Origin of the sequence: Mesorhizobium sp. AR10 (assembly GCF_024746795.1) — a bacterium.
Lineage (GTDB): Bacteria > Pseudomonadota > Alphaproteobacteria > Rhizobiales > Rhizobiaceae > Mesorhizobium.
Map to the genome: position 1 here is coordinate 4722735 of NZ_CP080524.1, position 22936 is coordinate 4745670.

The 22936-nt window shown below is 62.6% G+C and carries 17 protein-coding genes and 1 pseudogene; 8 read left to right on the forward strand and 10 right to left on the reverse strand.

Annotated features, from left to right (window positions below; genetic code table 11):
• Positions 1-82: 82 nt before the first annotated feature.
• Both rsmD and LHFGNBLO_RS26500 read right to left on the reverse strand, forming a co-directional pair.
• Complete coding sequence (gene rsmD / locus LHFGNBLO_RS26495) at positions 83-637, reverse strand: 16S rRNA (guanine(966)-N(2))-methyltransferase RsmD (RefSeq protein ID WP_258602238.1); 555 nt, start codon at positions 635-637, stop codon at positions 83-85.
• Positions 637-2733 (reverse strand): pseudouridine synthase, encoded by a 2097-nt coding sequence (locus LHFGNBLO_RS26500; RefSeq protein ID WP_258602239.1) that lies wholly within the window; start codon positions 2731-2733, stop codon positions 637-639. The genes rsmD and LHFGNBLO_RS26500 overlap by 1 nt, the downstream gene beginning before the upstream one ends.
• 182 nt (positions 2734-2915) lie before the next feature.
• Here LHFGNBLO_RS26500 and LHFGNBLO_RS26505 point away from each other — a divergent pair, with 182 nt between their 5' ends.
• On the forward strand, positions 2916-3368 hold the full coding sequence (locus LHFGNBLO_RS26505; protein WP_258609907.1) for a nucleoside deaminase: 453 nt from the start codon (positions 2916-2918) through the stop codon (positions 3366-3368).
• A gap of 121 nt (positions 3369-3489) precedes the next feature.
• On the opposite strand, the gene LHFGNBLO_RS26510 is transcribed toward LHFGNBLO_RS26505, so the two are convergent.
• The gene (locus LHFGNBLO_RS26510) at positions 3490-4170 is read right to left on the reverse strand and encodes a hypothetical protein (protein ID WP_258602240.1); all 681 of its coding nucleotides are present in this window, start codon (positions 4168-4170) and stop codon (positions 3490-3492) included.
• 203 nt (positions 4171-4373) lie between these two features.
• Positions 4374-7361 carry an isoleucine--tRNA ligase gene (gene ileS, locus LHFGNBLO_RS26515; protein WP_258602241.1) on the reverse strand — a complete coding sequence of 996 codons (2988 nt, stop codon included), beginning with the start codon at positions 7359-7361 and terminating at the stop codon, positions 4374-4376.
• A 294-nt stretch (positions 7362-7655) separates the two neighbouring features.
• Here ileS and LHFGNBLO_RS26520 point away from each other — a divergent pair, with 294 nt between their 5' ends.
• Together LHFGNBLO_RS26520 and LHFGNBLO_RS26525 are read left to right on the forward strand one after the other, a co-directional pair.
• Complete coding sequence (locus LHFGNBLO_RS26520) at positions 7656-8102, forward strand: antitoxin Xre/MbcA/ParS toxin-binding domain-containing protein (protein WP_258602242.1); 447 nt, start codon at positions 7656-7658, stop codon at positions 8100-8102.
• Between the two features lie 2 nt (positions 8103-8104).
• Positions 8105-8539: an RES family NAD+ phosphorylase gene (locus tag LHFGNBLO_RS26525; RefSeq protein WP_258602243.1), complete on the forward strand. Its 435-nt coding sequence runs from the start codon at positions 8105-8107 to the stop codon at positions 8537-8539.
• A 13-nt stretch (positions 8540-8552) separates the two neighbouring features.
• Here the strand turns inward: LHFGNBLO_RS26525 and LHFGNBLO_RS26530 are convergent, their stop codons facing one another.
• Positions 8553-9341, reverse strand: a complete 789-nt coding sequence (locus tag LHFGNBLO_RS26530) for a MipA/OmpV family protein (protein WP_413774646.1) — start codon at positions 9339-9341, stop codon at positions 8553-8555.
• Between the two features lie 214 nt (positions 9342-9555).
• On the opposite strand from LHFGNBLO_RS26530, the gene LHFGNBLO_RS26535 reads away from it, so the two are divergent.
• Positions 9556-10110, forward strand: coding sequence for an HdeD family acid-resistance protein (locus LHFGNBLO_RS26535; RefSeq protein WP_258602245.1), 555 nt, complete (start codon positions 9556-9558; stop codon positions 10108-10110).
• A gap of 10 nt (positions 10111-10120) precedes the next feature.
• Here LHFGNBLO_RS26535 and LHFGNBLO_RS26540 read toward each other — a convergent pair whose 3' ends face one another.
• From LHFGNBLO_RS26540 to LHFGNBLO_RS26550, 3 genes are all read right to left on the reverse strand, one after another.
• Complete coding sequence (locus LHFGNBLO_RS26540; RefSeq protein ID WP_258602246.1) at positions 10121-10459, reverse strand: hypothetical protein; 339 nt, start codon at positions 10457-10459, stop codon at positions 10121-10123.
• 97 nt (positions 10460-10556) lie between these two features.
• Positions 10557-11540: a bifunctional riboflavin kinase/FAD synthetase gene (locus LHFGNBLO_RS26545; protein ID WP_258602247.1), complete on the reverse strand. Its 984-nt coding sequence runs from the start codon at positions 11538-11540 to the stop codon at positions 10557-10559.
• A 9-nt stretch (positions 11541-11549) separates the two neighbouring features.
• Positions 11550-12410, reverse strand: a complete 861-nt coding sequence (locus LHFGNBLO_RS26550) for a TIGR01459 family HAD-type hydrolase (protein ID WP_258602248.1) — start codon at positions 12408-12410, stop codon at positions 11550-11552.
• A 271-nt stretch (positions 12411-12681) separates the two neighbouring features.
• On the opposite strand from LHFGNBLO_RS26550, the gene LHFGNBLO_RS26555 reads away from it, so the two are divergent.
• The 4 genes and pseudogenes from LHFGNBLO_RS26555 (at position 12682) to LHFGNBLO_RS26570 (ending at position 18285) form a co-directional block, all read left to right on the forward strand.
• Positions 12682-14601 carry a pilus assembly protein TadG-related protein gene (locus tag LHFGNBLO_RS26555; protein WP_258602249.1) on the forward strand — a complete coding sequence of 640 codons (1920 nt, stop codon included), beginning with the start codon at positions 12682-12684 and terminating at the stop codon, positions 14599-14601.
• A gap of 199 nt (positions 14602-14800) precedes the next feature.
• Positions 14801-16763, forward strand: a pseudogene (locus LHFGNBLO_RS26560) (pilus assembly protein TadG-related protein).
• 168 nt (positions 16764-16931) lie between these two features.
• Positions 16932-17564: a LysE family translocator gene (locus LHFGNBLO_RS26565; RefSeq protein ID WP_258602250.1), complete on the forward strand. Its 633-nt coding sequence runs from the start codon at positions 16932-16934 to the stop codon at positions 17562-17564.
• Positions 17565-17742: 178 nt separating this feature from the next.
• A complete protein-coding gene (locus tag LHFGNBLO_RS26570) occupies positions 17743-18285 on the forward strand; it encodes a CAP domain-containing protein (RefSeq protein ID WP_413774647.1) in 543 nt (180 codons plus the stop codon).
• A gap of 66 nt (positions 18286-18351) precedes the next feature.
• Here LHFGNBLO_RS26570 and LHFGNBLO_RS26575 read toward each other — a convergent pair whose 3' ends face one another.
• Positions 18352-21039, reverse strand: coding sequence for an EAL domain-containing protein (locus LHFGNBLO_RS26575; protein WP_258602251.1), 2688 nt, complete (start codon positions 21037-21039; stop codon positions 18352-18354).
• A 203-nt stretch (positions 21040-21242) separates the two neighbouring features.
• Positions 21243-22778: a DHA2 family efflux MFS transporter permease subunit gene (locus tag LHFGNBLO_RS26580; protein ID WP_258602252.1), complete on the reverse strand. Its 1536-nt coding sequence runs from the start codon at positions 22776-22778 to the stop codon at positions 21243-21245.
• Between the last annotated feature and the right edge of the window lie 158 nt (positions 22779-22936).

The following is a 22936-nucleotide window of genomic DNA, read 5'->3' on the forward strand; positions in this document are numbered from 1 at the left end:
GGAACGATAGGCAGGCTTCTTGGCTTAGGCAAAGTGAATTGTTCGTCATGTTGCCGGCAAAGGAGGCCGCAAAGAGGCCAACTCAGGCGGCTTCGATGAAGCGGATGACCGTCTCGCCATAGTTGCGCTCGTCGACCACCGAGAAACCTTGCCCTGCCTCGAAAGCTGCTGCCGCTGCTTCCTCGACGACGCAGAGCGCACCGGGCGAGAGCCAGCCGCCGGCCCGCGCCGAGCGCAACGCAAGTTCGCCGAGGCCCTTGCCGTAGGGCGGATCGACGAAGACCAGGCCGAATGCGGCGATGGTGCCCGCTTCGCCAAGTGCGGCGGCGTCGCGGCGGAAAATCTTGGTGCGCCCGGTGAGGCCGAAGGTTTCGACATTGGTGCGGATCAGGCCGCGTCCTTCTGCCGATTCCTCGATGAAGACGCCGTAGGACGCACCACGCGACAGCGCTTCGAGGCCGAGCGCGCCGGTGCCGGCAAACAGGTCGAGCACGCGCGCGCCCTGGAGGCTCTGGGGAAACCGATGCGCCAAAACGTTGAAGACTGCCTCGCGGGTGCGGTCGGTCGTCGGGCGTATGGCGCTGCTGCGGGGCGTCGCCAGCGGACGCCCGCGAAACTCACCGCCGACGATCCGCATTACTTGCCCTTGGGGCCGCCGCGCGGCCGCTCACCGCCGCGCTTGCCGGCGCCATCTCCACGCGTGCCGAACGGCTTTGCGCCAGCCGGCTTGCCATAGGCCGGCTTGAACGAGGCCTTGCGCGCCTTGGTCTCGGCTGCCTTGGCGGCATCGGCGTCCGCCCTGCCCTTGCCGATCGGCCGCGCGCCCGGCGCCATCCACACATTGGCCTTGCGCTGGCCCGGCGGCTCGATCGGCCGCTGCTCGCGTTCGGACTTTTTCCCGCCAAATCCACCACGAGGCTTGTCGCCAAAGCCGCCGCGGGGTTTGTCGCCGAAGCCACCACGCTCAGGTTTGGGGCCACGCTCACCAAAACTCTTTTCCGGCCCAAAGCTTCTGCCGGGACTTGTCGACAGCTTGCCCAACGCCTCGTCGCGGCTGCCTTCGCGGCGCTTGCGGTTCTTGATCAGCCCGCCCTCGCCGATCGGGCGGCGTTCGCCGTCGCGGGTGAATTTCGGCCGCTCGGGTTCTTCTTCCCGCACCGCCTCGCGCCGCACCGGCTTGTTGGAAAACGGCTTGGTGATCTCGGCATCGAAATTGGCGCCGGATTCCTCAACCAGACGCTCGCCAAGCTGGTCGCGCAGCACCCGGCCCTTGATCTCCAGCACATGGCCTTCGCGCAGATCGTCGAGCTGGAACGGCCCGTAGGAAATGCGGATCAGCCGCGTCACGTCGAGGCCGAGCGAGCCGAGGATGTTCCTGACCTCGCGGTTCTTGCCTTCACGCAGGCCAAGCGTCAGCCAGGCGTTGGTGCCTTGCTCACGGTCGAGCGTCGCTTCGATGGCGCCGTAGAAGACGCCGTCGACGGCAATGCCTTCGCGTAAACCCGCGAGCGCGCTTTCCTCGACCTTGCCGTGGACGCGCACGCGGTAGCGCCTGAGCCAGCCGGTGGCCGGCAGTTCGAGCACGCGCGACAGCCCGCCGTCATTGGTGAGCAGCAGCAGGCCTTCGGTGTTGATGTCGAGACGGCCGATGGTCATCAGCCGCGGCAGGTCGGCCGGGAGCACGTCGAAGACGGTTTTCCGTCCCTCGGGATCGCGGTTGGTGGTGACCACGCCGGCCGGCTTGTGGAACAGGAACAGCCGGGTGCGCTCGATCGGCGGGATTTCCATGCCGTCGAGATGGATGATGTCGCCGGGCATGACATTGAAGGCCGGCGAGGTCAAAGCGCGGCCGTTGACCTTGACGCGGCCGGCGGCAATCAGTTCCTCGGCATCGCGGCGCGAGGCCAGGCCGGCGCGGGCCAGCCGCTTGGCGATCCGCTCGCCAGCCTCTTCCGTTGCCTCGGCGGGACGCGGGCGTGGCTTGAAACCGCCTGATGCCCCCTGCGGCCGATCGCCGGCGAAATCGCGCTTGGGACGATCGCTGAAGTCCCGCTTGGGACGATCGCCGGCGTCGCGCTGCGCGCGATCGCCAAAGTCCCGCTTGGGACGATCGAAACGTTTTTCGCCGCCCTCGGCGGCGGCGGCCGGTCGGTCGGTGCGCGGAGCGTAGGGCTTGCGCGGACCTTCGCGCTTCTCATAAGGCTTGCCTTCGGGGCGCGGTCCTTTGCTGAATGGACGGTCGCCGGCCTCGCGCGGTTTGAAGTCGCGCTTCGGCCGCTCGCCGTCGGCGGCCATCGGCCGGTCGCCGCGCGGTGCGTAAGGCTTGCGCGGGCCTTCGCGCTTTTCAAAAGGCTTGCCTTCGGGGCGCGGCCCTTTGCTGAACGGCCGGTCGCCGCTCTTGAAGTCGCGCTTCGGCCCCTCACCCTCGGCAGCCATCGGACGATCGCCGCGTGGTGCATAAGGCTTGCGCGGTCCTTCGCGCTTTTCAAAAGGTTTGCCGTCGGGGCGTGGCCCCTTGCTGAACGGCCGGTCGCCGCTCTTGAAGTCACGCTTCGGCCGCTCGCCCTCGGCGGCCATCGGCCGGTCACCGCGTGGAGCGTAAGGTTTCTTGGCGCCGAAGGATGGTTTGCCGCCTTTGCGCGCGGCGCCATCGCGGCTGCGCGGTCCCGCGGCTTTCGGGCCGCTTCTGGCCGGACCTTTTTTGGGCCGGAATTTCTTGTCGTTGTCGTCCATGTGGCCTTTGCCCGTTTGCGCTGCTACAGCGTGGCGCATCCTTTCGGGCGCGCAAAGGACGCTGTAGCACTTTTGATTTGGCGCATGATCATTTCCGAAAACCGAGTCCGATTTTCGAGGTTATGCGCTCAATAACAGGATCACGCCTGAGTGGCGAGGAGATAATCGGGATGGAAACCCGCGTGAAGCGGCCGGATTTCATGGCGCTGGCGTTAAAGGAGGCCGAAGCAGCCGCCTTGCGCGGCGAAGTGCCGGTCGGCGCGGTCATCGCCAGCGGCGACACGGTCGTTGCCAGTGCCGGCAACCGCACCCGCGAGCTTGCCGACCCGACGGCGCACGCCGAGATGCTGGCCATCCGCGAGGCCTGCCGCAAGCTCTCCAGCGAGCGGCTGACCGGTCACGATCTCTATGTAACGCTGGAACCCTGCGCCATGTGCGCCGGCGCCATCTCCTTCGCCAGGCTGCGCCGGCTTTATTTCGGCGTTGCCGACGAGAAGGGGGGCGCCGTGGTCAACGGCGTGCGCTTCTTTGCGTCGCCCACTTGTCACCACACGCCCGACATCTATCCGGGCATGGCCGAAAACGATGCAGCCTTGCTGCTGAAGGATTTTTTCAGGGAGCGACGCGAAACCTAATGCATGTCGCCCAAAAGTGCGCAGCGGTTTTGGGACAACGACATGCATAAAAACAAAGACCTAAAGCGCGTCAACTGACGCGCTTTAGAGGCCCTGGGCTTTTTGGCTAGGCTTTAGGCTCTCACCACGGCAGCCAGTCGAACATGCCGCCGGACTTGCTCTTGGCGGCTGCCTCCTTCTTGAGGCGGCGTTCCTTCTTGTATTCGTCTTCGCCAATATCGCCCTGCGGCGCCGTATCGGCCGCGACGCGGTATTGCACGGGCGGCTCGCTCAGATATTTGCGCTTGTTCGGGTCACCCTGCTTGCTTTCGGCGAGGCGACGCTTGATCTCGTCGGCGCGACCCTTGTCCGAATCCGCAGGTTTCCAGGCCGGCGGGTGGCTCGAGCCTGACTCCGCCATCGCTCTCTTCACAGAGGCCGGATCCGTCTGCACGTCATCGACGATCTGCGACTGGTAGGACGGATCGTCCTGATGGGCGGTGGCATCGGCACGCAGGCGGGCGCGACGCTGCTCGGGCGATTCGGGCCAATCGGCGCTCGCCGTCTCAATGCTTTCCTGCGGCGGCGGCAGCACTTCCTTCTGTCCCGGCGCCGGCTTCACCAGTTCGGGGCGCGGCTTGTAGTCTATTTGTTCCTTGCGCTTGGGCGCGAATGAAAAGGCGCTGGAGAGGTCGCCGGCCAGCTGCTCGCCTGCGGTCTTGTCGGTTCCGTAGGTCGGCGAGCCCATGCAGCCGGACAGAGCAAGGCCCGATGCGACAAGCGGCGCCAGCAGCGCAACGCGCACGCGATATCTCTCGGTCATACCAAAAAGTCCCACTCTAGACAGCCTCTCGATCGCCACCGGCCAAAGGTCCGGGCCCCATCGTCCATGCACTTGCGACGGAAATCCGGCGACAATTTGTCGGCCGGAGTTTCGCGTGTTTATATCAACCACTCGTTAAGGGCAACGCGCGGGCGGTTATCGACCGCCCGCCGTGGCATTTGTGCACCGGATACGCCGGCTGATCAAAGCCGGCCAAGGGCCTTCAGTTCATGCAGGACGGCGGCATCCCGAGCCGAAACATCGGGGAATTCCGCGTCCTGCCCGACATCGGCCGTGTAACGCCACGACCGCGCGCATTTAACCAGGCCGCGGTCCTCGGCCTTCTCGACCACCACGGCAACACCCCTAACGTCGTCAAGCGTGAAGGCGCCTACTGGCGCCTGGTAACCGCTTGGGCCGTGGGCGATGACGAGATCGCTGGTGATCGCCATCTCGGCCATGTCGACATCCGATATCGCCGCTTCGAGCGCCGCATCGTCGAGGCTGACCACCGGCACCGCTTCCAGCGACGAGCCGATCACCTTCTGGGCGCGGGCGATCTCCAGCGCGCCGGTGACGACGCGGCGAACCTGCCGCACCTTGCGCCATTTTTCCGCCAGCGCCTCGTTCTTCCAGTTTTCCGGGATTTGCGGGAACTGGTCGAGATGCAGCGACACCGCATCGGGATGACGGTCGAGCCATGCCTCTTCCATGGTGAAGGGCAGCATCGGCGCCAGCCACTTCACCAGGCAATCGAAGAGATGGCGAACCACTTGCACCGAAGCCTTGCGCTTTATGCTCGACGGCGCGTCACAGTAGAGCGCGTCCTTGCGGATGTCGAAATAGAAGGCCGACAGCTCGACCACCATGAAGTCGAGCAGCGTACGGGTGACGCGCTTGAATTCGAAGGCGTCGTAGCCCGAGCGCACGACCTCGTCGAGTTCGGCCAGCCGATGCAGCATCAACCGCTCCAGCTCCGGCATCTTGTCCAGCGGCACCTCCTCGCCATCGTCATGGGCGAGCGTGCCCAGCATCCAGCGGATGGTGTTGCGCAGCTTGCGGTAGGCGTCGATGTTGGTCTGCAGTACGTTCTTGCCGAGCCGCTGGTCTTCCCAGTAATCGGTCGTCACCACCCACAGCCGCAGAATATCGGCGCCAGACTGCTTGATGACGTCCTGCGGCACGACGGTGTTGCCGAGCGACTTCGACATCTTCCGACCTTCCTCATCCATGGTGAAACCATGGGTGACGACGGTTTCGTAAGGCGCCCTGCCCCTGGTGCCGCAGCTTTCGAGCAGCGAGGAATGGAACCAGCCGCGATGCTGGTCGGAGCCTTCCATATAGACGTCCGCCGGCCATTTCAGGTCGGGACGGTCCTCCAGCGTGAAGACATGCGTCGAGCCCGAATCGAACCAGACGTCGAGGATGTCCATCACCTGCTTCCACCGGGAGGCATCGTGATTGCCGAGGAACCGCTCCTTGGCGTCGGCCGCGAACCAGGCGTCGGCGCCCTCCTTCTCGAAGGCGTCCATGATGCGCTGGTTGACTGCCTCATCCTTCAGCACATTGCCGTCGGTGTCGGCGAAGACGGCAATCGGCACGCCCCAGGCGCGCTGGCGCGACAGCACCCAGTCGGGGCGCTCCTCGATCATGGCGCGGATGCGGTTCTGGCCCGCCGCCGGCACGAAGCGGGTGTCGTCGATCGCCTTCAGCGCGCGGCTGCGCAGTGTTGTGCCGTCGCCGAGCTCCTTGTCCATGTATACGAACCATTGCGGCGTGTTGCGGAAGATGATCGGCTTCTTCGACCGCCAGGAATGCGGATAGGAATGCTTCAACCGGCCGCGCGCGAACAGCGCGCTGCGCTTGATCAGCTCGTCGATGACCGCCTGGTTGGCGTTGCCTTTCTTGCCGTTGTCGTCGATGACGCGCGCAGCGCCACCTTCGCGATCCGGGCCGAGACCCGGCGCGTCCTTGGTGAAGAAGCCGGCATCGTCGACAGGGAACGGGATGGCGGTGTCGATGCCGCGCTGGCGAAGCTCGTTCGCGGCATCCGTCCAGGCATCGAAATCCTCGCGACCGTGGCTGGGCGCGGTGTGAACGAAGCCGGTGCCGGCATCGTCGGTGACATGCTCGCCTGCAATCATTGGCACGGGAAATTCATAGCCGCCGCCGAAACCCCTGAAGGGATGCGAAAGCGTAAGGCTTCCAAGCTGTTCGGCCGAAACGGTGTGAAGACGATTCAAGGTGACCTTGGCCTTGGCAGCGGCGTCATCGGCCAGCGCGTCGGCAAAGATCAGCTTTTCGCCAGGCTGCGGGCCGAAAGCGTTCTCTGCCCCCGTGACCTCGTAAAGGCCATAGCCGATGCGCGGCGAATAGCTGACGGCGCGGTTGCCGGGGATGGTCCAGGGCGTCGTCGTCCAGATGACGACATGGGCCTCGAGCAGGTCAAGCGAGGTCTCGGTCAACGTTGTCGGCTGCTCGTCTTCAGCGGTGGTGACGGGCCGCATGAGGCTGGCGACCGGAAACTTCACCCAGATCGTGTCTGACTCATAGTCCTGGTACTCGACTTCGGCCTCGGCCAACGCCGTGCGCTCGACCACGCTCCACATCACCGGCTTGGAGCCGCGATAGAGCTGGCCCGACATGGCGAACTTCAACAGCTCGCCAGCGATGCGCGCCTCGGCGTGGAAGGCCATCGTCGTATAGGGATTTTTGAAATCGCCGACGACGCCGAGCCGCTGGAACTCCGCGCCTTGCACGGAGATCCAGTGCGCGGCGAACTCGCGGCATTCATTGCGGAACTCGTTGACCGGCACCTCGTCCTTGTTCTTGCCCTTGGCGCGGTATTGCTCCTCGATCTTCCATTCGATCGGCAGGCCATGGCAGTCCCAGCCCGGCACGTAGTTGGAATCGTAGCCGCGCATCTGGAACGAGCGGGTGATGACGTCTTTGAGGATCTTGTTCAGCGCATGGCCGATATGGATGTTGCCGTTGGCGTAGGGCGGGCCGTCATGCAACACGTATTTTTCGCGGCCGGCGGCGTCCTCGCGCAGCTTGCGGTAGAGGTCCATGTCCTGCCAGCGCTTCACCAGCAGCGGTTCCTTTTCCGGCAAGCCGGCGCGCATCGGAAAATCCGTCTGCGGCAGATAAAGCGTCTTGGAATAGTCGATTGTATCGGTTGTGTCGGTCATTGGTCTGCCATGTGCATTGCCCGGCGGCAAAGGAGCTCGGGCGTTGAACTATCATGATTTGGAAAAAGCGCGAGAGGCCGCGCAAGATTCCCGGCGGCTCCGGCAGCCTTCAGGCTGCCTGGAACACCGGGCTTGTAATTCGTATCGCAATCGCGAGCGCGCGAGGGAACTGCGTCATGACCGGGCTTTTAAACGAGGCCGGCCCCATTGAAAAGCCCGAACTCGTGGCCACTTCCCTTGCAGCATGTGCCAGTTGCGCATATATAGGTGGGCAGATGGCATTGGAGATAAACGATGTCCGGTTTGCATTTCAAGGTTCAGCCGACGACCGTCAGAAAGTCGGCGTCAAAGGAAAAGGCTGAGCGCGTACAGGCAGATGTTATCGTTCGGGATGCCGCAACCGGACAATTTTTGGTCAGTTTCACCAAAGTCGAAGAACTCCGCCACCGCGGTTTTAGCAATGACGAAATTTATAAGATCGTGGGTTCACGGCGCACTTTGGCGCGCAGGAAAGAACGCAGTGAGAAACTGACAGTTTCCGAGTCTGATCGAGTCTTAAGACTGGAACGTATTTCGACCATGGCGGATCGCGTTTTTGGTGATCACGAAAAAGCGCAGCGTTGGTTGCGCAAGCGTAGCAGAGTGCTCAACGAAGCCCCCATCAAGCTGCTGCAATCAGAAACTGGCGCTTCTCTTGTGGAAGAAGAACTTAATCGCATTGATTACGGCATTTTCGCCTGACAATGCGTCTATGGCGCATATCCAATTTCGCTGATTTGTCTGGCCGAGGCGCCATGATCAGCGCCGGCCGTTGGAATATCAAGGGCACTTCCATGGTGTATTGCGCGGATCATCCCGCCACGGCGCTTCTTGAAATTTTGGTTCACGCCGACGCGGAGGACTTGCCGCCTACCTACCAGCTTCTGGAAATCGAAGTGCCGGATGGCGTCACCATCACGACCCCCGACTTGCCGGCCAGTTGGAGAGACAATCTGGCAAAAACGCGGCAACTTGGGACGGACTTTATCGCCGCTGCCAGTCATGCGTTAATGGAAGTGCCTTGCATCATCGTGCCGTTCACAAGGAACTATCTGCTCAACCCAGCTCTGCTCGAACGTGAAGGCATCGCGATCGTTGGCGCGACGAGCCATCCGATCGATACGCGATTGCTGGAATAGAGCAGGATGCCTCTCACATCGAAAAATCGAAGCGATAGGTGGTCGAGACGCCGACCGTGAACTGGTCGCGGTCGCCGCGCTCCCTGACCAGACTGGAATCAGCCGCCGGGCCCATCAGACGGGAATACTCACCAAACAGGCTGGCGGTCATCGGTTCGGTCACTTTCCAGGTCACCGCGCCGCCAAGGCCTGTCGACTTCAGCCCGCCGCCCGGATGATATTCGCTGAGGCCCGAAGCCACGGCTTCCTGCGCGTTGACGCCGTAGTAGGCGTCGAAATAGTCGGATGAGGCGAAGGAAACGCGCGGTCCGCCCGAAATCCTGACATTTGGCGTCACATCGTAGAAGGCGTCGGCGGCGATATCGGCGACAAAACCGTTATGGGCGCGAATGCCGTGGCGCAGCTCGGCACGGGCGCGCAACCAGTCCAAGGGATAGAATTCGAAGAAGCCGCCGGCCTCGCCGCCCCAGCGTACCGGGTCAAGGCCCTGCAGTTCATCCTCGCTGTCGCGGGAAAACAGGAATTTTCCGGTCAGGCCGGCCCGTACGCTGCCGTCGTCGATCAGCGCCAGCGAGATGTTGTCGTTGCGCGAGGTGAAGCGGGCTGCCGGACCGGCCTTGCCGAGCGAAATGATCGGCGAGGCGCTGAGCAGGTATTTCTTGCCGCCCTCGAAATTCGGCGCGACCATGCCGGTGGCGCCGATCGTCAGATACCAGTCGCCGGACAGCCAGCCGAAGGCGCCCTCGCCTGCCTTGGCAGAACCTGCCACGCTCAGCGCGGCAGCCGCCAAAACCACAGACATTTTTCTGACCGGACTCATGGACACTCCACTAGCACAACACAACTGCTCGTTGACCACAGCTTTGACGACGGTTTGGTAAAATTTGATTTAAACCCGAGACATCTGATCCCTGTTTGCAACCGTCCCGGTGTTAGCCCGCCCGCTGGACGTGCGCAGGCGGCGGGACTAACCTCCATCGGCAGTATCCTACGACCCTTCGATGGAGATGGCGACAATGACTTTTCACGGCGATGCGTTGAAAGATGCGATCAGTCAGACGCGGGCGAAATGGGGATGGTTCGTCGGGCTCGGCGTGCTGCTGCTGATCTTCGGCGGCATTGCCTTCGGCAATTTGTTCATCGCCACCGTTGCCTCGGTCTATGTCGTCGGCTGGCTGATGCTGATGGCCGGCGTCATCGAGATCATGCATGCCTTCGGCGTGAAGACATGGAGCCGCTTCTTCTACTGGTTGCTCAGCGGGCTTCTTTATGCCGTCGCCGGGTTCTTCGCCTTTTATAATCCGCTGCTGGCGTCGGCGGTGCTGACCTTCCTGCTGGCAGTCGCGCTGGTTGCTTCAGGCGTGCTCAGGGCCTGGGTCGGTTACCAGCACAGGCCGGAAAAAGGCTGGGGCTGGCTGGTCGCGGCCGGCGTCATCAGCGCGCTGGCGGGCTTGGTCATCGCCATGGGCTGGCCGGTCAACAGCCTGTGGGTGCTCGGGCTTTTCCTGGCCATCGACCTGATCTTCCAGGGCTGGACGTTCATCGCCGTCGGCCTGGCGCTGAAGAAGTAGGTTCACAGCCTCATGCCAGATTCAGCAAGGTGACGGACGCCACGGCAAGCGCGATCCCCAGATACTGCATCGAGGACAGTTCCTCCTTGAAGACAATGACGCCGACAAGCACGGCCCCGACCACGACGATGGTGTTGACCAGCGCGCCCGTCACGGCAAGGTTCATCCTGGTGTTGATGAAGGCAAAGGCTGAGTAGGAGAGCGGCGAAAGCAGCATGACGATGGCCAGGCTGCGGCCATTGCCGGTCTTGCCCCAATGTGCGCTCAGCCCATCGCAGAGGATGAACATTCCGGCGCAAAGGAGCACAACGCCCCAGATAACGCCCCAGATAAAGAGGTCGGCTTTCATCAACGAGTGTTGAGCGCTTTGCCGGCCGCCTACGATGAACTGCTTCACAGTTCGTCGTATTTCTTCGGCGACTTTCGACCGCGAGCCCTGAAAACCGTCAAAAAGCCATCGCGCGGTCCAGTTTCGACAGCGGGCTGACACCGGCAAGCAGCGCCCTTGCCTCGGCCTCGTCGCGCCGCATCTGCGCGACCAGGGCGTCCAGCCCGTCGAACTTCACCTCCGAACGCAGGAAACCGAAGAACGATACCGCGCAAATTTCGCCGTACAGATCGCCGGAAAAGTCGAAGACAAAGGTTTCCAGCAGCGGCGCGCCATTGTCGTCGATGGTCGGGCGGCGGCCGAAACTGGCGACGCCGTCATGAAGCTTGCCGTCGGCGCGGCGGAAGCGTACGGCATAAATTCCTTCCTTTAGAGTAGCTTCGGGCGAAAGCCTCATGTTGGCGGTCGGAAAGCCGAGCGTGCGGCCAAGCTGCTGGCCGCCGATCACCTCGCCTTCGACGGTGAAGCGGTAGCCAAGCAGGCCGGCCGCCTCGGCCACCTCACCCTCGCCGAGCAGCGCGCGGATGCGGCTCGACGACACCACTTCGGCGCCTTCGTCGCGAAAGGCATCGACCAGCGTGACGCCGAAACCGTGGCGCTCGCCGGCAGCCATCAGAAAAGCGGGGCCGCCTTGCCTGTCCTTGCCGAAATGGAAATCGAAGCCGGTGACGGCATGCGTGATGCCGAGGTTCTTTTCCAGCACATCGGTGACGAAAGCCTCAGCCGACAGCGAAGCGAAGTCGCGCGTGAACGGCTGTTCGACGAGTGCGGCAAAACCCAGATGCGACAACAGCCGCGCCTTCATTGGCGGCGGCGTCAGCACGAACAGCGGCGTGTCTGGCCTGAACACCTTGCGCGGATGCGGCTCGAAGGTCAGCACCAGAGCGGGCGCGCCACGCCGGCCGGCTTCCGCAAGCGCGCGTTCGAGCACCGCCTGATGGCCACGGTGAAGGCCGTCGAAATTGCCGATCGCCACCACGCCGCCACGCAGACAGGCAGGCAGCGGCAAGGTTGCGGAAATGCGTTCGAAGGCTCCCGTCATGCCGCGACCCTACCGCAGTCTCGGAATGACCGCGACCGGCCGGTAGCCGTGCTTTTCCAGAAAGGCCGCGAGTCTCGCCGGATCCGGCTGCAGCGCCTCGCCATAGTCGCGGGCATGGATGCCGCCCGACACGTAGAGCACGTCGAAGCCATTGTCGGCGGCACCCTTGACGTCGGTCATCATGCCGTCGCCGATGGCCAGCACCTGCGAGCGATCGACCGCGCGGCCGATGATGCTGGCGACCTCTTTCAGCGCGGCCTCATAGACCGGCGCGTAAGGTTTTCCGGCGATCAACGTGCGCCCGCCAAGCTGGGCATAGTCGCGGGCCAATGCTCCCGCGCACCAGATCATCCGCTCGCCGCGCTCCACCACGATATCGGGATTGGCGCAGATGAAGGGCAGGTTCCTGGCACGCAGCCGCCGCAGCAGATCGGCGTAGTCTTCCGGCTTCTCCACCTCGTCATCGAACAGACCGGTGCAGACCACGCCGGCTGCCTCGAACTCCTCGACAAGATCGACGTCGAGACCCTCATAGAGCGTGAAATCCCGGTCGGCGCCGATATGGAAGATCTTTCGCGGGCCCTCGGCAATCAGGTCGCGGGTGACGTCGCCGGAGGTGACGACGCGGTCGTAGGCGTCCGCCGGAACGCCGATCGCGTTCATCTGCGCCACCACATCGGCGCTGCGGCGCGGCGAATTGGTGATCAGCACGACCGGCAGCTTCGCCGCACGCGCGGTTGCCAGCGCGGCGGTCGCCGCCGGGAAATGCCATTCGCCGTTGTGGACCACGCCCCATACGTCGCAGAGGATGGCGGAATAGGCTCCCGACAAATCCGCGAGCGAGCCGATGATGTCGGGCGAATTAGCCATGCCGTTTTCCCAAATCACGATCGTTGCAAGCGCCGCAGCCGACGGTCCGCCGCAGCCGCGTCCGGATTAACCGAAGCGCTTGACCCTGTCACCAGCTTTCGCCTGGGCTTCGTGTGGCTTCACTCCAGGGGCCAATTTCACGGCCGATGGCTGTGTGGTTAACCAGCCTTGAAAAGGCAGGCCGATCTTGGACGTATTTCAGCAACGTGAAATTTAACGATTCGTGGCATCGTCCTGCCCAGAACTGGGTGTGGGCAGGGGTCCAAAGGCAATGATCCGGAAATTCGGAAGCGACAGGCGCGGCAATTATGCGTTGATGACCGTTATCGCCATGGTGCCGCTGATGGGCGCCGTAGCGCTCGCTGTCGACTATTCGGAACTGCTGCGCCAAAAGCAGGATACGTTGAACGCGCTGGATGCCGCCGGCATCGCCACCGCGCAACAGATCGTCTCGGGCGCGAGCGACGCGGCCGTCAAGACTTATGCCAAGACCTTCTTCGAGACCAATCTTGGGCATGTCAAGCCGGCGAATACGCTGCTGACCGTCACGCTTCCCAACAACAACGCCGGCGGCGGCACACTGAAGCTGTGCGCCGATTTGCAGTATCACCCCTATTTCCTGCCGGCGGCCGCCATGCTGATCGGAAGGACGGCCGAAGATACCGAACTCTCGGCGTGCTCCGAGATCCGCCTCAAGAACACGCTGGAAGTCGCGCTTGTGCTCGACAATTCCGGCTCGATGACCGAGCTTGGCCACGGCTCGAGCAAGGTGAGATTCGACTTGCTGAAGGATGCCGCCAAGCAGCTCGTCGACCAGCTTGCCGCCCAAGCCCAGATGATGAAGCAGGTCAACAAACCTGTCCAGTTCAGCCTCGTTCCGTTCGCCGCCTCCGTCAATGTCGGTCCGACAAACGCCACCGCGACGTGGATGGACACGACAGGCGTCTCGCCCCTCGACCAGGAGAACCTCGATTGGTCGACGCTCACCTCGGCCAACAACTCGGCCCAATATGCCCAGAAGGTCGGCAGCACCTATTACGCCAGAGGCACGGGCTGGGACGCGACGCAGGTAAACCAGCCGCTAACGCGCTTTTCGCTCTATAAATGGATGAGACGCATTTCGGCATGCACGGCCTCGAACGGCATCTGTCAGTCCAACATAACCTATGCACCTATCGCGAGTTGGGGTGGCTGCGTCGAATCCCGCCCCTATCCCTACAACATCCAGGATACGGCGGCTTCAACCGCGACGCCGGCAACAATGTTCGTGCCGATGTTCGCGCCCGACGAGACCGACAATGTCGACACCAACAACCCGGCGCGCCCGGCGAACAACAACTGGCATCTCGACGTGACGACCAGCACCAATAACGCTACACGCCAGAAGTTCATGCCGAAGTATTTCAACGCCGGCAACAAGATCACGCCGGCCTACGGCATGAATGCCGGGCCGAATGTAAGCTGCAGCACGACTGCGATCACCCCGCTTACCGACGTGTCAGTCGCAGCGGGCGCGACTTCGGTCAAGGCGGCCATCGACGTCATGGTCGCCAGCGGCGCCACCAATGTGCCGGAAGGCATGGCCTGGGGCTGGAGGACGCTTTCCAGCACAGCGCCGTTCACAGGCGGCAGGCCCGAGACCGAAAAAGGCAACGACAAGGTCGTAATCGTGCTGACGGACGGCGCCAACACTTACTACACGCCGACCTCGGTGACCGCGCAATCTTACTCGGGCACGAATTGGGCCTCTGGTGGCAACGACCTCGCCGGCGCCAAGGCCATCTATTCGTCCCTGGGATATCTTGCCTATCCCGGTCAGACCAAGCCGTTCAACAGCCCCAACACCTACGGCCGCCCATTTCTTGGCACCAGCGCCGGCTTCAACAAGACCGACTATTCGAATGCGAACTACACCAAGGCGATGAACGAGCATTTCGCCACACTTTGCGCCAACGCCAAGGCCGGCAACCTGATCGTCATGACCATCGCGCTGGATCTCGACGCGAACAACACTGCCCAGGCAGCTCAGATGGCTGCCTTGAAAACCTGTTCTTCAAACTCGCGCTTCCGCAAGGATCCGACCGACCCGAGCAAGCCAGCGAAGCTTTTCTGGAACTCGACCGGAGCCACCTTGTCTGGCGACTTCAAGGAAATCGGCAACGAGTTGTCGAACCTGCGCATCGTCAGCTAACCGGCAAACCGCAATTGCAAAGCGCCCCGCCGCTCAGGCGGGGCGTTTTGTTTTGCAAAATGGGCTGCGGCTTCGGCCATTTTGGTTAGTGCTTGGTGAAGCGCGGGCCGCGCAATCGACTGGTTTCCCAAACCCGTCCTTCAGCGTTTTGTGAAACTCTGGCCTCATTGAAATCCGTCGGCGGGGGCCGCTCCAAGACATGCGTGAATTCTGGCGTCAATTCTGCCGCGACCGGCGTGGCAACTATACTCTCATGACAGTGCTGGCCATGGTTCCGCTGATGGGCGGTGTGGCGATGGCCGTCGACTACTCGGAAGTGGCCAGCCAGAAGCAGACGGTTGTGAACGCGCTCGACGCCGCCAATTTTGCCACCGCGCGCCGGCTGGTCGAGGGTGCCACAGACGACCAGCTGAAAGCCTATGCGCTCGACTTCTTCAAAGCCAATCTCAACAATGTCGATCCCGCCTATACGACGCTCGCCGTCACGCTGCCGACCAGCACCACCGGCGGCGGTATTCTTAAGCTCTGCGCTGCCTTGGTGTATCATCCCTATTTCCTGCCGGCGGCGGCGATGCTGGTCGGCAAATCCTCTTCTACGATCGACTATTCCGTGTGCTCGGAAGTCCGGCTGAAAAACACGCTGGAAGTCGCCATGGTGCTGGACAATTCCGGGTCCATGAGCACGCCGGGCACCGGCTCCGGGCAGAAGCGCATCGATCTGCTCAAGGACGCGGCCAAGCAGCTCGTCGACACGCTGGCCTTGCAAGCCTCAATGATCAAGCAGATCGACAAGCCCGTCCAGTTCAGCCTGGTGCCCTTCGCGGCCTCGGTCAATGTCGGCGCCGACAACGACAACGCATCCTGGATCGACGCCTACGGGCTGTCGCCGGTGCACAACGAGAATTTCGACTGGTCGACGCTGAACGCCGCCAACAAATATGCCCAGATGATCAATGGCATCTGGTACAAGAAGGGCAGCGATTGGGGGACCGAGGAAGGCCAGATGCTGACCCGGTTCTCGCTCTACCGCGACATGAAAGTCGTCACCAACCACGAGCGCATCGTCGGCAGCAAGCGCGTCGTCTGCGACGAATACCGCTCCAACAACACCTGCAAGCGCAGCCACAACGAGTACGACTACAACGACACTTACGGCCCGTTCGCCAGCTGGCAGGGCTGCGTCGAGGTCCGGCCCTACCCCTACAACGTCAATGACGCGCCGGCCTCCGGTGGCCCCAACAACACCGGCACCGGCTTCGGCGACCCGGCAACGATGTTCGTGCCGATGTTCGCGCCCGACGAGCCGGGCAATCACTGGAAGATCACCCAGGACCCCGACGAGGCGAAGCCCAAGACCTACGGCGCCGCCAACAGCTGGTGGAACGACGATCCGTCGAGCGCGGACGGCAAGACCCGGCAATCCAACATGGCCAAATTACTTCCAGCCGCGCCCGATCGATGCGCCGGTGCTGGGCACGGGCGCCGGCCCCAATTACAGCTGCACCACGACGCCGATCACACCGCTGACCGACGTCACCGCGCCGGAAGGGCTGACGGCGATCAAGGCCGCGATCGACCTGATGGCCCCCAATGGCAACACCAACGTGCCCGAAGGCATGGCCTGGGGCTGGCGCACCGTGTCGAGCGGCGAACCGTTTACTGGCGGGCGGCCGGAAACGGAGCGCGGCAACGACAAGGTCGTGATCGTGCTTACCGACGGCGAGAACACCTATTCGACGGTAAGCAGCGACCCGGCCGGCAACAAGTCGACCTATGCCGCCTATGGCTACACCGGCCTCGCCTACTACGGCACAGCCGTGACCCGGCTGTTCGGCGGCACGTCCAGCGCCATCGGCCAGTTCAACTATTCGAGCAGCAACTACACCGCTGCGCTCAACGAGCAGATGACGACGCTCTGCAACAACGCCAAGGCAGCCAACATCATGGTGATGACCGTCGCGCTCGACCTGTCTACCACCGATGCCGGTGACAAGAAGGCGATCGACGCTCTGAAGGCATGTTCCTCGGATTCGCGCTTCCGCAAGGACCCGACAGACCCGAGCAAGCCGGCCAAGCTGTTCTGGAACGCGACCGGTGCCACGCTGTCGAACAATTTCAAGGAAATCGCCAACGAGTTGTCGAACCTGCGCGTCGTCAGCTGATCATTGCGGCCGCGGAATGCTGCGGCCACGGTCTGGCGCAACGGCTGGCTCCGCCATGCTCTTGCGCGCAAGGGCCGGCGAAGGCACATGTTCGGCGTTCGCATGACCGGCGCAGTGGACTGAGACCATCGGGGGAGCGCGAACTGCCGCCATCCGGAGATTGCGTTCATGCCCGAAGCCGCCAACCATCTCGCCTTCGCGCTGGTCTGCCTCGGCATGGTGCTGACGCCCGGCCCGAACATGATCTACCTGATCTCGCGCTCGCTGTCGCAAGGGCCGAAGGCCGGCCTGATCTCGCTCGGCGGCGTGGCGCTCGGCTTCCTCTTCTATGTGCTGTCGGCGGCGTTCGGCATCACCGCGCTGCTGCTCGCCGTGCCCTTTGCCTATGACGCGCTGCGCTTTGCCGGCGCGTTTTATCTGCTCTACCTCTCCTGGCAAGCGGTGAGGCCCGGCGGACGCTCGCCGTTCCAGGTCCGCGAACTGCCGAAGGACAGGCCGCGCAAGCTGTTTGCCATGGGCCTGATGACCAATCTGCTCAACCCGAAGGTGGCGGTGCTCTACCTGTCGCTGCTGCCGCAGTTCATCAGCCCCGGCAAGGGCCATGTCTTGTCGCAACTGCTGGTGCTTGGTGCCACGCAGATATCGATCAGCCTCACCGTCAATGCGATCATCGCGGTGACGGCCGGCTCGATCGCCACCTTCCTCGCGGGACGGCCGCTGTGGCTGGTGATCCAGCGCTGGATGATGGGCACGGTGCTCGCCGCGCTGGCGCTGAAAATGGCGACCGAAGCACAGCGCTGAGGATTGTCTCTGGGCGCCGAAGGCGAACCCGGCTGAAGGACGGGACCAAGCGGTTCAGCGACCTGCCGCGTTGAAACAGATTCAGGCGAACCTCTGCACTGCCGCTTAGGTCCTGTGCGAACGAGATTTTTCTCTGCCCTGCCCGGCAAAAGCCACGATCGCCGTTAAGTCAGGCAGCATGACGCTCATCGACACCGCAAATCGCCCATTCCCGCAACCTCGCTCTGACGAAATGCGCCCGGCACCAAGCAGGCGCACCCTACTCAGGGCTGCCGGCCTTGCCGTGCTGGTCGGGCTCGCCGCCTGCAGCACCGTTTCTCTCCCGACCGGACAAGGCGCAGGCGTCTCTTCCTCCGCCGCCGGCACGCTTGCCGGCATCCGCACCTCGGCAGGGCTCGGACCACTGGTCCCAGACAAGCAGCTTGAACAGGCTGCCTTGCAACAGGCCAGCTACATGGCGGGAGCCGGCCGCATGACCCACACCACCGGCTGGGGCAAGGGCTTTGCCTCGCGCGTCAGAGGCAATGGCATAGCGGGTGCTGCCGCCGAAAACATCGCCGAGGGCCGCTTCGACCAGCAAAAACTGTTCGACATCTGGATGCATTCGGCCGGCCACCGCCGCAACATGCTCGACCCGCGCTTCACCCGCTTTGGCCTTGCCTATGTGCAGGACGGCCGCGACAGCACATTGCGATACTGGAGCCTTGTGCTCGGCAAGTAGGCGGGCTCGGCAAGTAGGCGGGCGGGCCGCCGCGCGGAAGTTCGCGACAGCTGGCCGACCAGCCCGTCAATCCTTGTGGCCGCCGCCGAGCAATTTCTCGATGTCATGGGCGGAGATCGGTTTGCTGAAGTGATAGCCCTGCATTTCATCGCAATTGTGCTTGCGCAGGAAGGCCACCTGATCGTCCGTCTCGACGCCCTCGGCAATGACCCTCAGATGCAGATTTTGACCCAATGAAATCACGGCGCTGGTGACAGCCTGGTCGTCCTCGTTGGCGGCGAGATCGTTGATGAAGGACTTGTCGATCTTCAGCCGCGCCACCGGAAAGGTCTTGAGTGCACTGAGGCTGGAATAGCCTGTTCCGAAATCGTCGATCGATATCTGAACGCCCAGGCTCTGCAACGCGTTCATCGTTGCGACCGCCAGCTCGATGTCCTGCATGATGAGGCTTTCAGTCACCTCCAGCTCGAGATATCTGGCCTCCAGACCGCTTTCCGTCAGTGCATTCACGACACGGTCGACCAGGTTCCTTTCCCTGAATTGCCGCGCCGAGACGTTTACGCAGACGGTCATGGGCGGCAGGCCGGCATGCTGCCAGGCCTTGTTCTGCCGACAGGCTTCGTGCAGGACCCAGTCGCCGATCGGCACGATCAGACTTGTTTCCTCGGCGGTCGGAATGAAAGCGGTCGGCGCTACCATGCCCCGCGTCGGATGCTGCCAGCGCAGCAACGCCTCGACCGCAAAGACGTGCCCTGAGCGGAGATCGACTTGCGGCTGATAGAGCAGTGTGAACTCCGAATGAGCCAGGGCGTTTCGCAATTCCTCCTGAAGCACGAATTTTTCATGCGCTCTTGTGTTGAACTCGGGAGCGTAGAACTGGAAATTGTCGCGGCCGAATTCTTTCGCGCGGTACATGGCCGCATCGGCATTGGCCAGCAAGGTATCCGGGCTCGTCCCGTCCTTGGGATAGTTTGCGATGCCGATACTGGCTGTCGTTCTCAGGCGATGCTTTCCGATATGAACCGGCTCTGCAATCGCCGTCCGGATCTTTTGCAGGGTCTCCGCGATGAGATCAGCGTTTGTCGGCTGGTCGAACAGAACGATGACAAATTCGTCGCCGCCAAGCCGCACGACGGTATCGGTTGCCTTTACGCATTCGACCATACGGCTGGCGACGGTCTTCAGGAGCACGTCTCCGGCATTGTGGCCGAGTGTGTCATTGACGAGTTTGAAATTGTCCAGGTCGATGAACACCACCGTCACCCAGCGATCGTATCGCTGCGCATACAGCACCGCTTGGGAGAGCCGGTCCTCGAGCAGGGCGCGATTGGGAAGCCCGGTCAGAACATCATGATTGGCCATGAAGTGAATCTGGTCTTCGGCCAATTTGCGCTCGATGGCGATCCCTGCAATGCGCGTTGTGAACTCAATCAGCCGGGTTTCGGCCTCGATGGGTTCGCGCACCGTCATCGAATACATCGCAAAGACGCCTATCACAGCGCCCTGGTGCGCCAGGATCGGGGTCGACCAGCACGAACGATAGCCGTAGGGCGCCACCAGCTCGCGGTAATCTTCCCAAAGCGGATCGCGCATGATGTCTGCGACGATGACTGGCTCCCGCCGATAGACGGCGGTTCCGCAGGATCCCACCTTGGGACCGACAGCGATCCCGTCGATGAGAGCAGTATAGTCCTTCGCCAAGCCCGGCGCGGCGCCGTGGCGCAAGTGGGTGCCGTCCTTGTCGAGCAGCAAGACGGAGCCGATTATCCCCGTCAACTGCGACTCGACGAGGCGCATTAGGTGGTCGAGCACATCTTCGAGCGGGGCACTCGTCGCGATCATTTCCAGAATGTGCGCCTGGCCGTTGCGAAGGACATCCGCTTGCTTGCGGGCCGTGATGTCGTGGGCGATGCCGACCAGGCCGAAGATGTCATTTTGAACATTGCGCAACGGCACTTTCGTCGATGAAAGCCACTTGCCGGCGCCTGACGCATCGACAAAAAACTCCTCTTCGTCGATCAGGGGTTGTCCGCTGCGCAGAACCCTCTGCTCGATCAGGCGAAATTTCTGCGCAAGTTCCGGGGCATGGAGATCAAAATCGGTCAAACCGATCATGTCGCTGGTCTTGTCCCGGCCACTGTCGACTGCGAGAGCCCTGTTGACCACGATGAAGCGGCTCTCGGTGTCCTTGACCCAGAGATAATCGGGCACCCAGTCGATCAGGGCTTGAAGCGAGATGCGCTCGTCGACGATCTGGCGATTGACGGTGAGTTCGGTAATGTCCTCATGCGTGGCCACCCAGCTGCCGTCAGCCATCGGCTGATTGCAGATCTGAATTGTCCGACCATCGGCAAGTTTGGCGGTCCAGACCCTCGAAGCCTTACTCGCATTGATCGACCGAGCCAGTGCGAGATAGGCGTCAGCAGCCAGCGCCGCCGTGCCGGCGACGACGCGGCGTTCGACAATTTCGCTCAGCGTCAGGCCAGGCTGCAATTGCTCGGGCGCAATGCGGTAAATCTCCGCGTAGCGACGATTGCACAGGATCAGACGCTCATCGGCGTCAAAAAAACAGATGCCTTGCGAAATATTGTCGATCGCCGTTTCAAATCGCAGCGCTTGCGCTTCGAGTGTTGCAATCGTAGCTCGAAGATCGCGCTCGAGGGTTTCGTACGAGGCGATTGCCAGCTTTGCCAGCGCGGTCAGATTTGCCGCCTCGGATGCTTCGGAAGCTTTCCTGGATGATTTCGTGACCAAACAGAGTTCCTCCGGTTTGGTGCCGGCGCAAAGCAACACCGCCCGCCTTCAACCCAAAAGCGAGCCTATCGTGATCCTTATATACTAATGGTAGGTGAACCTGATCGAAATCAGGGGTAGCGGTACGTGGATACCTGCATTCCCGGGACCACGACCTTGCCCGGATGCAGGCGCGGCCGGTACGTCGCGCCAATCCGCAAACGTCAGTCCATATGCGCGGCTGGCGCCCCCGCGGCCGCCGGGGCCTTCTTCGGCTTGCGAAGCAGGAAGACCAGCGGGAAGGCGAACAGCGTCACCACCATCATCAGCTTGAAGTCGTTGATGTAGGAGATCATCAACGCCTGCTGGTTGACCAGGCCGTCGATCTGCGACAGCGCGGTTGGATCGCCACCCGCCGCCGCCGGCGACGCCGCCCACAGACTGGGGTTGAACGGATTGATGAAGGCGGACAATTCGGCATGGTTGATCTGCGTGTTGCGCACCAGCATGACCGACACGATCGAAATGCCGATCGACGAGCCGATGTTGCGCACCAGGGAGAACAGCGCCGTAGCATCGGTGCGAAAGCGCGCGTCGAGCGTGGCAAAAGCGATGGTCGACAGCGGCACGAAGACCAATCCAAGCCCCAGGCCCTGGATGATGCCCGAGGTGAGGATGAGCCAATTGTCCATCTGCGGCGAGAAGCCGGACATCGTATACAGCGACTGTGCCGTCAGCCCGAGCCCGATGACGACGAGCAACCTGGCATCGACCCTGTGCATGATGCGACCGACCAGGAGCATCGAGATCATGGTGCCGGCGCCGCGCGGCGCCATGACGATGCCGGTGGTGATGGTCGGATAGCCGAAGATCGTCGACAGCATCGGCGGCAGCAGCGCCAGGCTGGCCAGCAGGATGACGCCGATGATGAAAATGAACACCAGCCCGGTGGCGAAGTTACGGTCCAGGAAGATCTTGGGATCGATGAACGGGTTCTCGGAGCTCACCAGATGGATGATGAACACCCAGAAGCCGGTGATCGCGAGGCCAAGCTCGATCCAGATCTCAACGGAGGAGAACCAGTCGGCGTCGCCGCCGCGGTCGAGCATCAACTGCAGCGCGCCAACGCCGAGCGAAAGCATTGCGAAGCCGAAGAAATCGAAACCGCGCAAGCGCCTGGCGATGTTCGGCAGATAGGCGGCCATGCCGAGAAAGGCGAGGATGCCGATCGGCAGGTTGATGAAGAACACCCAGCGCCAGTTGAAGCTCTCGGTCAGCCAGCCGCCCAACGTCGGGCCGATGATCGGCCCGACCATGATGCCGGCGCCCCAGATGGCCATCGCCTGGCCGTGGCGTTCCTTCGGGTTGATGTCGAGCAGGAAGGTCTGTGACAAAGGCACGATCGCGGCGCCGAACACACCCTGCATCAGGCGGAAGAACACCATGGTCTCCAGGCTCCATGCGATGCCGCACAGCATGGAGAAGATGACGAAGCCAACCACCGCCGTCAGGAACAGTTCCTTGCGGCCGAAGCGGTCGGCAAGCCAGCCGGTCACCGGCGTCATGATGGCGGCGGCAACGATGTAGGAGGTCAGCACCCAGTTGATGGTATCGGCCGACGCGCCGAGGTCGCCGACCATCGACGGCAGCGCGACATTGGCGATCGTGGTGTCGAGCACCTGCATGACCGTCGCCAGCATGATCGCAACGGTGATCAGGCCGCGGTGCGGCACTTCGCGAAAGGGTTCTTGGGTGGTCATGATGCCGAACTTCCAGCAGGTAACAAAAACGTGTAGACGAGGTTTCCGGGCGGCGAGGCCGTTCCTGTCAAGGGATCCTCATCGCGGTGGGACGCGACTATCGATGTGGGGGTTACATCGACCGAGCGTCTCGACACATTGGGCGCCCGCCGCCCGGA

Coding starts and splice junctions, on each gene's coding strand:
- LHFGNBLO_RS26520 (WP_258602242.1), top strand. CDS start 7,656: ATGTCCGGTTTGCATTTCAAGGTTCAGCCGACGACCGTCAGAAAGTCG.
- ileS (WP_258602241.1), bottom strand. CDS start 7,361: ATGACCGACACAACCGATACAATCGACTATTCCAAGACGCTTTATCTG.
- LHFGNBLO_RS26580 (WP_258602252.1), bottom strand. CDS start 22,778: ATGACCACCCAAGAACCCTTTCGCGAAGTGCCGCACCGCGGCCTGATC.
- LHFGNBLO_RS26535 (WP_258602245.1), top strand. CDS start 9,556: ATGACTTTTCACGGCGATGCGTTGAAAGATGCGATCAGTCAGACGCGG.
- LHFGNBLO_RS26540 (WP_258602246.1), bottom strand. CDS start 10,459: ATGAAAGCCGACCTCTTTATCTGGGGCGTTATCTGGGGCGTTGTGCTC.
- LHFGNBLO_RS26570 (WP_413774647.1), top strand. CDS start 17,743: ATGACGCTCATCGACACCGCAAATCGCCCATTCCCGCAACCTCGCTCT.
- LHFGNBLO_RS26525 (WP_258602243.1), top strand. CDS start 8,105: ATGCGTCTATGGCGCATATCCAATTTCGCTGATTTGTCTGGCCGAGGC.
- LHFGNBLO_RS26550 (WP_258602248.1), bottom strand. CDS start 12,410: ATGGCTAATTCGCCCGACATCATCGGCTCGCTCGCGGATTTGTCGGGA.
- LHFGNBLO_RS26565 (WP_258602250.1), top strand. CDS start 16,932: ATGCCCGAAGCCGCCAACCATCTCGCCTTCGCGCTGGTCTGCCTCGGC.
- LHFGNBLO_RS26530 (WP_413774646.1), bottom strand. CDS start 9,341: ATGTCTGTGGTTTTGGCGGCTGCCGCGCTGAGCGTGGCAGGTTCTGCC.
- LHFGNBLO_RS26555 (WP_258602249.1), top strand. CDS start 12,682: ATGATCCGGAAATTCGGAAGCGACAGGCGCGGCAATTATGCGTTGATG.
- LHFGNBLO_RS26500 (WP_258602239.1), bottom strand. CDS start 2,733: ATGGACGACAACGACAAGAAATTCCGGCCCAAAAAAGGTCCGGCCAGA.
- LHFGNBLO_RS26510 (WP_258602240.1), bottom strand. CDS start 4,170: ATGACCGAGAGATATCGCGTGCGCGTTGCGCTGCTGGCGCCGCTTGTC.
- LHFGNBLO_RS26545 (WP_258602247.1), bottom strand. CDS start 11,540: ATGACGGGAGCCTTCGAACGCATTTCCGCAACCTTGCCGCTGCCTGCC.
- rsmD (WP_258602238.1), bottom strand. CDS start 637: ATGCGGATCGTCGGCGGTGAGTTTCGCGGGCGTCCGCTGGCGACGCCC.